At 73.0% G+C, this 7,964-nt stretch carries 5 protein-coding genes, 2 tRNA genes and 1 pseudogene; 3 read left to right on the top strand and 5 right to left on the bottom strand.

Annotated features, from left to right (window positions below; all coding sequences use genetic code 11):
- Window positions 1-462 precede the first annotated feature (462 nt).
- Window positions 463-535: transfer RNA gene (locus A8711_RS28190), tRNA-Arg, on the bottom strand.
- Window positions 536-570: 35 nt separating this feature from the next.
- Window positions 571-661, bottom strand: a tRNA-Ser gene (locus A8711_RS28185).
- A 497-nt stretch (window positions 662-1,158) separates the two neighbouring features.
- On the opposite strand from A8711_RS28185, the gene A8711_RS32995 reads away from it, so the two are divergent.
- Window positions 1,159-2,214, top strand: a complete 1,056-nt coding sequence (locus A8711_RS32995) for a hypothetical protein (RefSeq protein WP_255365710.1) — start codon at window positions 1,159-1,161, stop codon at window positions 2,212-2,214.
- 91 nt (window positions 2,215-2,305) lie between these two features.
- Here A8711_RS32995 and A8711_RS28175 read toward each other — a convergent pair whose 3' ends face one another.
- Window positions 2,306-3,079 (bottom strand): CPBP family intramembrane glutamic endopeptidase, encoded by a 774-nt coding sequence (locus tag A8711_RS28175; RefSeq protein WP_069089874.1) that lies wholly within the window; start codon window positions 3,077-3,079, stop codon window positions 2,306-2,308.
- Between the two features lie 122 nt (window positions 3,080-3,201).
- Here A8711_RS28175 and A8711_RS28170 point away from each other — a divergent pair, with 122 nt between their 5' ends.
- The gene (locus tag A8711_RS28170; protein ID WP_043327787.1) at window positions 3,202-4,323 is read left to right on the top strand and encodes a globin domain-containing protein; all 1,122 of its coding nucleotides are present in this window, start codon (window positions 3,202-3,204) and stop codon (window positions 4,321-4,323) included.
- Between the two features lie 66 nt (window positions 4,324-4,389).
- On the opposite strand, the gene A8711_RS28165 is transcribed toward A8711_RS28170, so the two are convergent.
- The gene (locus tag A8711_RS28165; protein WP_064448840.1) at window positions 4,390-5,922 is read right to left on the bottom strand and encodes a peptide deformylase; all 1,533 of its coding nucleotides are present in this window, start codon (window positions 5,920-5,922) and stop codon (window positions 4,390-4,392) included.
- A 320-nt stretch (window positions 5,923-6,242) separates the two neighbouring features.
- On the opposite strand from A8711_RS28165, the gene A8711_RS28160 reads away from it, so the two are divergent.
- On the top strand, window positions 6,243-7,025 hold the full coding sequence (locus tag A8711_RS28160; RefSeq protein WP_064448844.1) for a hypothetical protein: 783 nt from the start codon (window positions 6,243-6,245) through the stop codon (window positions 7,023-7,025).
- Between the two features lie 4 nt (window positions 7,026-7,029).
- Here A8711_RS28160 and A8711_RS28155 read toward each other — a convergent pair.
- Window positions 7,030-7,964, bottom strand: a pseudogene (locus tag A8711_RS28155) (hypothetical protein); the annotation flags it as partial.

Below are 7,964 nucleotides of genomic sequence, written 5' to 3'. Positions count from 1 at the left end.
CCGTACATCGGACGTGCACGTAGGCACGTAAAGCCGCTCCGCTATCGCTCGGTGATCAACTCGATAGCACATCTGTTCTATCCACCCATCACCGACCACAACGAGTGTCGGGGGCCAAACGTGAACGTCATGAATGAGCGCGGCCCCGGGATTGGCTGCGGCAGCCTGAGGACGGTGACGTCGACCGGCTTCGACAGGCGCGCTCTGCCGACTATCCGGCGCTTGATCGCTGAGACAGCAGAAGGTCTGGTCGACCTCGGGATGCCCGGCCGATCAGGCACCGCAGCGGCGGCTTCGACGACGTGGTCACCGCTACAGGGCCCAGCACCCACCCCTTTGGCGACTTTCCGTCACGAACAGCCAGCGTCAGCGGTGCTGCGTGCATCCATGGATGCACGAAAAACGCCCCTCCGTTCGATCATTATCGATCGCCGGAGGGGCGTTTCCGCAGGTCAAACCCTGTGCGCCCGAAGGGACTCGAACCCCTAACCTTCTGATCCGTAGTCAGATGCTCTATCCGTTGAGCTACGGGCGCTTGTGCTCGGCCAGTCTACACAACCGGCTTTCGCGCGGAGACTCCGGGATTCGAACCCGGGAGGGGCTTTAAGACCCCAACCGCATTAGCAGTGCGGCGCCATAGACCAGACTAGGCGAAGTCTCCCTGGTGACCCTGAGGTCACCGCGCCCGAGGATACAGGCCCGCACCCGCCCGGGGCAAAGCGGATGCCGGGACCGGCCCTCACGACCGCGTTTCCGTCGTGTGCCAGATCACGTCCACGGCTACGCTCCATCGATATGCAGGAGCAGCCGCCGAGCGATCCGCCCCGTCGCGAGCCTGCCGCGAAGGCCCGGCGGACCCGCTCCCCCCGACCGACTTTCAGCCCGCCACCCACGCCGGAGCCTCCCGCCGGGAGCGCGACGAGCGACACACCGCCACCCCGGCGTCCGCGCCGGGCCGCGCCGAACGTCGTCTTCCAGCCGCCGACGGCGGCCGACGCCGCAGCGCCGGCACCGCGACCACGCCCGGCCGCCGAGCCTTCGACAAACGATCCGGGTACGCCTGCCGCCGCGCAGCCCGACCCCGTGCCCGCGGAGGCCGAAGCGAGTACGCCTTCCGCCAAGCCGATCGCGCGAACACGCCGTCCGGCCAAGGAGTCGGTGCCGACCGAGCCGCCGAGCGAGGACGAGACGCCGAAGCGGACCCGCCGTGCGCCCGCCGCGAAGAAGGCCGTCCCGAAGAAGGCCGCTCCCCCGGTCAAGAAGGCCGCTCCCGCCGTCAAGAAGGCAACCCGGACCGTCAAGAGCGCCAAGACCCCCACGACCACGGAGGCCTCGACGGCGGCCACGGACGCCACCGCCGTCACGGCGACCACTCCGGCACCGGAGACACCCGCGTCAGCGGTCGACCCCGCCGAGCCCGCAGCCGCAGCCGGCGATCAAGCCCTGGCCGTCGATCAACCCGCCGTCGACGAGAGTCGCAAGACCGAACCGCCCGCCCTGGACCCGCCGGTAGAAGCGCAGCCGTACGACAAGCCCGAGACCCTGCCAGTCACCGTCGACGTCCGGCACGCTGCGCGTACCCCGGAAAAGGGCTGGCGGGCGGTGGGGCCGCAGCTGCGCGACCACCCCGGGTTCGCGCCGGAGCTGCTGGCGCTGGCGGCGGTGGAGGCGCTCGGGCCGCGCGCCCGGGACTGGGTGGCGCAGGTCCGGCGGGCCTACCCGGAGGCGGACGCCGACGGGGTGGCCCGGCTGGCGACGCGGCGGTTCGTCCGGATGGCCGGTACGGGTGGGGCGCTGGCGGCCGGCGCCGGGATGTTCGCGCCGGTCGCGGAGCTGGCAGCGGTGCTCTGGACGCAGGCGAACCTGGTGCTGCACCTGGCCGCCGCGTACGGGCGGGATCCGGCGCATCCGGATCGGGCGGCCGAGCTGCTGGTGCTGACGTTGGTGCACCCGGACGACGGCACCGCACGGGCGGCGCTGGCGGCGGCTCGCGCGGCCGGCGAGCCGGCGGACGGGCCGTGGGGGCGGGTGGCGGAGGCGGCGTGGCGGCTGGCGACGCCGGTGGCGGCGCAGGCGGGCGGGTGGCTCGGGCTGCGGCTGGCCGCCCGGCGCCTGCCGGGTGCGGCGGCGTTGGCGGCGGCGATCGGCGGTACGGCGACGGCCGAGCGGGTGGCCGCGCGGGCGGTCGCCCGGTACCGGCCCGGCCGTACCTGATCGACGCGTGTTCGGCGAGGTGGTGGGGTCCGTCGGGCCGCGACACCGCCACCTCGCCGACCCGGCGAAGCCATCAGGCCGGCAGCCGGGATCAGAGCCAGTCGAACCAGGACTTGGGCAGCATCGCGTACCCGACGAACGCGAAGATGTCGAGCAGCGTGTGCGCGACGATCAGCGGGGCGACCCGGCGGGTGCGCAGGTAGAACAGCCCGAAGATCACACCCATGACGGCGTTGCCGACGAACGCGCCGAAGCCCTGGTAGAGGTGGTAGGAGCCGCGCAGCAGCGCGCTCGTGGCGAGCACCGCGCCGATCCGCCAGTTGAGCTGCCGCAGCCGGGTGATCAGGTAGCCGACCACGATCACCTCCTCCAGCACGGCGTTCTGCACGGCGGCGAGGATCAGCACCGGCACCGTCCACCAGAGGTCGGGCAGCGCGGCCGGGACCAGGGTGGCGTTGAGGCCGAGCTGCGCCGCCGCCCAGAACAGCGACAGCCCGGGCAGGCCGATGAGCGCGGTCAGGCCCGCGCCCCGCGCCAGGTCCGAGCCGGGCCGCCGGAAGTCGACGCCGAGCGTCCGCGCCGGGTCGCCGGGGTCGCGCGCCAGCAGGTGTACGGCGAGCAGCACCGGCAGCAGCGCGAAGACGATCCCGAGCAGCTGGTACGTCAGGTCGAGGTAGGGCCGGGCCGACGCTGAGGTGTTCAGCGCGGCGGTCTGCTTGGACAGCCCACCGGTCGCGGTGAGCTTCGCGATCAGCGACACCAGCGCGTACACGGCCGACTGGCCGAGGGACAGACCGAGCACGAGCAGCGTCTCGGTGCCCAGCATCCGGCGGGAGACCGGGCGGGCCAGCTCGTCAACCGTCACCGGACCATGAAATCACTTCGGCGTCCCGGCCCGGCGATCGCACAGTCTGTGCGACCGACGTACACGCTCCGTGGAGATTCTATGGCTGCCGATCCGCCCGTACGGAGAAGGAGCGTGCCCCTGTGGAGAACTTCGCGCGGCTGCTGAAGGAGAGCTGGGCCCTGGTCGAGGAGGACCGGGAGCGGCTCAGCGGTCACTTCTACGCCCGGCTGTTCCTCCTCGACCCGGAGCTGCGCAAGCTCTTCCCGGTGCAGATGAACGGGCAGGGCGACCGGATCCTGGAGGCGATCGTCACCGCCACCCAGACCGTGGGCGACCCGGAGAGCTTCGACGAGTACCTGCGGGCGCTGGGCCGGGACCACCGGAAGTACCACGTGACGGCCGAGCACTACGCGACCATGGGTGTCGCGCTGCTCGACGCGCTGCGCAGCACCGCCGGGGACGGCTGGAACCTGGAGTACGACCAGGCGTGGCGGGAGGCGTACGCGAGCATCAGCGCGCGGATGCTGGCCGGCGCGGAGGCCGACGGCAACCCGCCGTACTGGCACGCCGAGGTGCTCACCCACGAGCGGCACGGCCCGGACACGGCGGTGCTGACCGTACGCGCGCTCCAGCACCCGCTGCCGTGGCAGGCGGGGCAGTACGTCAGCGTGGAGGTGCCCCGCTACCACCCGCGGGTGTGGCGGACGTACTCGGTGGCGAACGCGCCGAACGAGGAGAACGTGCTGGAGTTCCACGTGCGTACGCCGCCCGGCGCGGCCGGCTGGGTGTCCGGGGCGCTGGTGCGCCGCACCAAGCCGGGTGACCTGCTGCGGGTGGCCGCGCCGATGGGCTCGATGACGCTTGATCCGGAGTCCACCCGGGACGTCCTCTGCGTGGCCGGCGGGGTCGGGCTGGCGCCGATCAAGGCGCTGGTGGAGGAGCTGACCCGGGTCAACCGCACCCGCTGGGTGCACGTCTTCTACGGCGCGCGCCGCCCGGACGAGCTGTACGGGCTGGCCGGCCTGGAGGACCTGGTCGCGACCCACCCGTGGTTGTCGGTGACGCCGTCGTGCAGCGAGGACCCGGACTTCGGCGGCGAACTCGGTGACGTGTCCGAGGTGGTCACCCGGTACGGGCCGTGGACCACGCACGACTGTTACGTCTCCGGCTCGGCCGCGATGGTCCGGGCCACCCTGCGGGCGCTCGCCGCCGACGACGTCCCGCCGGACCACATCCGGTACGACACGTTCGGCAACCTCTGAACCTTGCTCCCCCCGAGCCGGGTCGCGTGCCCCCGCCCCCTGGGGCACGCGACCCGGCCCCCCGTTTCAGTAGCGCCAGGGGGTGCCGGTCTCGCGGTACTCCTCCACCGGCACGAGCGGCACGCCGGGCGCCATCCGGTCGACGTAGAGCCGCCCGTCCAGGTGGTCGATCTCGTGCGCGACCAGCCGCGCCATCGCGTACTCGAACGAGGTGATCACCCGGCTGCCGTCCCAGAGCGCGTGTTCCACGTCGATCCGCAGCGGCCGGGGCACCAGGCCGCGGTGGTCGAAGAAGGAGAGGCACCCCTCGTACTGCTCGTCGGTCTCGGCGGCGGTGTCCACGACGCGCGGGTTGAGCAGCACCACCGGTTCGGCCGCGCGGTCGGCGGGCCGGACCAGCGCGGCGGACCAGCCGATGCCGAGCTGGGGCGCGGCGAGGCCGACGCCCTTGCTGAACGGGTGCAGCTCGTCCAGCCGGGCCAGCATCGCGGCGAGCCGGTCGATGACCTGCCGGGCGTGCCGTTCCTCGGCCGGCAGGTCGAACTGGCGGGCCGGCTGCCGCAGCAGGTCGTCGCCGCGCTGCACGATGCCCACGGCACGCATCCGGTCGCTGGCCCGAACCCGGGCGCCGCCGGTGGGCGCGCTGTCCGGCTCGGCGTCCGCCTGCGGGCTGCGGAACCGCCACTGCATCCGGTAGCGGGCGTTGAGCGGCGGGTCGTCGGTCCCCCAGTCGAAGATCACCCGGTCGCCGTCGGAGGCACGCTGGATCGGCGTACGCAGCGGTCCTTCCTCGGCCGACAGCGAGGTCTCCGCGCCCCACACCTTGGGGTCGAGGTCCGCGGGCAGGTCGAGCCGCACCGCCAGGTGCCGGGTGGGCAGGCGTACGGCCCGCTGGAACCAGGGGCCCCACTTGTCCTGGCCGACGCGGTACGCGTACTCGATGGTGACCCGGTCGCCCGGGTAGAGCGGGAAGCGTCCCTCGTCGTTCTCGAAGAGCAGCCAGATCTCCTTGAACGCGTCCCGGTCGTGCTTGGCCCGCCAGTGCATCGGCTCGCGTCCGTTGCCGTCGTCCCGGTACGCGGTCAGTTGCAGCTCGGCGAAGGTGAGCGGGTGTTCCCGGTGGTGCCGGTTGGAGCGGCCCGGGTCGTTCGGGTAGCGGTCGACGGCGACCCGGACCAGGTAGCGGGTGACCGGTTCGGTGCCCGCGTTGTACAGCTCCCGCCGGATCGCGCAGTGGTAGCCGTCGCCGATGTGGGTGAGCGTGGCCACCTCGCGCTCGACCACGAGGCCGGTGCCGGGCGGCAGCCACTGCCCGGGGACCGGCGGGTCGCGGTGCGCTCCGCCGGCGCGGCCGTGCCGCAGCTCGTCGTACTCCCGGAAGCGCTGCCAGATCGCGCCGCTGGCCTCCAGGACGGCCTCGGCGCGGCGGGCGAAGTCCTCGGTGGGCCGGTGCCGGCGCCCTTCGACGTGGCTGACGTAGGACGGGTCGAAGCCCATCAGCGTCGCCAACTGCTTCTTGGACAGCCCTCGGCCGGTCCGGTGCCGGGCAAGTTCCGCCGCGAACGAGTCCGCGGCACGCTCGATCGGTGAGGTCGTCATCAGCTTCCTCGTGGCGGGAAGCCCATTTTCACGTTGGGTGGCCGAACGTGTACGGAAACTGCCTCATATTCGACATACACCTTGACATCTGAACGGAGCGCATCGATCCTTACACCGTGCGTCGCCGTTTCCGGCGGCGTTTTTCGTCTTCCGGGCCGGGTAGTACGCGACCGGCGCCGGAGTGACCGGGACCTCCCCGCGACACCGCGACGTCACTTCCCCTCCCGCCGAGGGAGTGGTTAGGCTAGCCTTAGCTTCGGTCGACGGCACGCGCCGGCCGACAGGGCGACCAGACAGGGGACGGCCAGGTGACTGCGGTGATGCCGGGGCGCGACGCCGCCACCCCGTTCGCCCCGGTGACCGCGACCCTGCGCGCCATGTTCGGCACCGACGACCTGCCCGGGCTCGCGCCCGGCCTGCTGGTCCGCGACGAGCTGGACCGCTGGTCCCCGGCCGCCCGGCTGATCGACGGCACGCTGCTTCCCGAGTTCCTGACCCGCGCCGGCCGCCGCTGGGGCGGCACCCCGCACGCCTGTGCCGCGCTCGCGTGGAAGTCCTACAGCTACTGGACGGCGCTCCCAGCGGTGCTCGGCTGGGCGTCGGCCCGGCGGGTGCCGCTGCTCGACCCGGCCGACGTCCTCGTGCACTTCGAGGACCACCACCAGCTGCTCACGCTGGGGCTGCGCGCGTCCACCCCGGTGGCGGTGCTGCCCGGTGACCCGCTGGCGCTGGCCGGCGCGCCGGGTGTGGTCGTGGTGCCGGACGAGGCCGCGCTGCTCGGCGCGCTGCGCGCGTCCCTGCTCGACGCGCACTTCGCCCCGCTGATCGCCGCCATCCAGGGCGAGGTGCGGATCGGCACCCGTACGCTGCTCGGCTCGGTGGCCTCCGGCATCGCGCACGGCATCCTGCGCGCGGCGGACGCGCTGCCCGGCTCGTCCGTGGCGACCGTCGGCACGCTGCTCGGCGCGCTCGACCTGAACGACCTGGTCGAACTGGTGCCCGGCCCGGCCGGCGAGCCGACAGTGCAGCGGCGCACCTGCTGCCTGGCGTTCACGCTGCCCCGGCCCAAGGTGTGCCAGGGCTGCTGCGTCCGCCAGGGCTGACGGGTCAGTCGGCCAGCGGCCGGACGTCCCACAACCACACCCCGCCGGTACGGGTGGGCGTGATCCCGCTCAGCTCCGTCATCGCCCGGCGCAGCGCGTCGGCCTGCGGCAGCCGGGGGTCGAGGATCACCGCGCCGGCCCGCCAGTAGCGCAGGTCGTCCACGGCGGCCACCCGGTCCTGCGGCGTGATCGGCGGAACCGCGTCGGTGCGCCGTACCGTCTCGAAGAACGTGCTGGTGGGACGCGGCGGCGCGGTGAACAGCGCGATCCGGTCCCCGCCGGGGCGGGTGTCCGGATAGAGGAAGTAGCCGCGGGCCAGCGGCATGTCCAGCCGGGTCTCGGCGGACCAGCGCAGCGGAACCGCGTACGTGGTGTCGGGCAGCGGCAGCGTGACGATGCTGCGTCCGTCGGCGACGTAGGGGCGCCAGGCGCCGGAGGTGACGAACGCCGGGGTCGGTTCGAGGCGCTTGGCCGGCAGCGGGGTGGGCAGGATCGGCAGCAGCGCCATCGCGAGCACGGTGACGGTGGCGAACCGGATCTGCCCGCGTGCGTCCGGATGCCGGGCGGCCAGCCGGCGGACCCGCTCGGCGCCGAGCGCGAGCAGCACGCCGATGATCGGGGTGAGCGCGAGTGACCAGCGGGTGGGCACCACCGAGTGCAGGACCGGCAGGTTCTCCAGCGCGGCCCACGGGCCGGGGATGCCGGTGTCGCGTCCGTCGTAGCGGATCTCCCGGCCGAGCGAGAAGAGCGCGAACACGAGGCCGACCGCGGCCAGGCCGAGCACCGCCGCGTTGCGGCGCATCCACCAGACCAGCGCGGCCACCAGGATCACCAGCGGCCAGCCGAAGAACGCGTTCTCCTCGGTGGCGTTCTTGACCAGCGGTTCACTGCCCCGGGCGTCACCGGCCACCGACTCCCGGGACCAGGCGACGTACGCGG

The organism is Micromonospora sp. II, from assembly GCF_001709195.1.
GTDB lineage: Bacteria > Actinomycetota > Actinomycetes > Mycobacteriales > Micromonosporaceae > Micromonospora > Micromonospora chalcea.
Note: the sequence above shows the minus strand (reverse complement) of the source record. Positions and strands in the feature narration are given on the sequence as shown.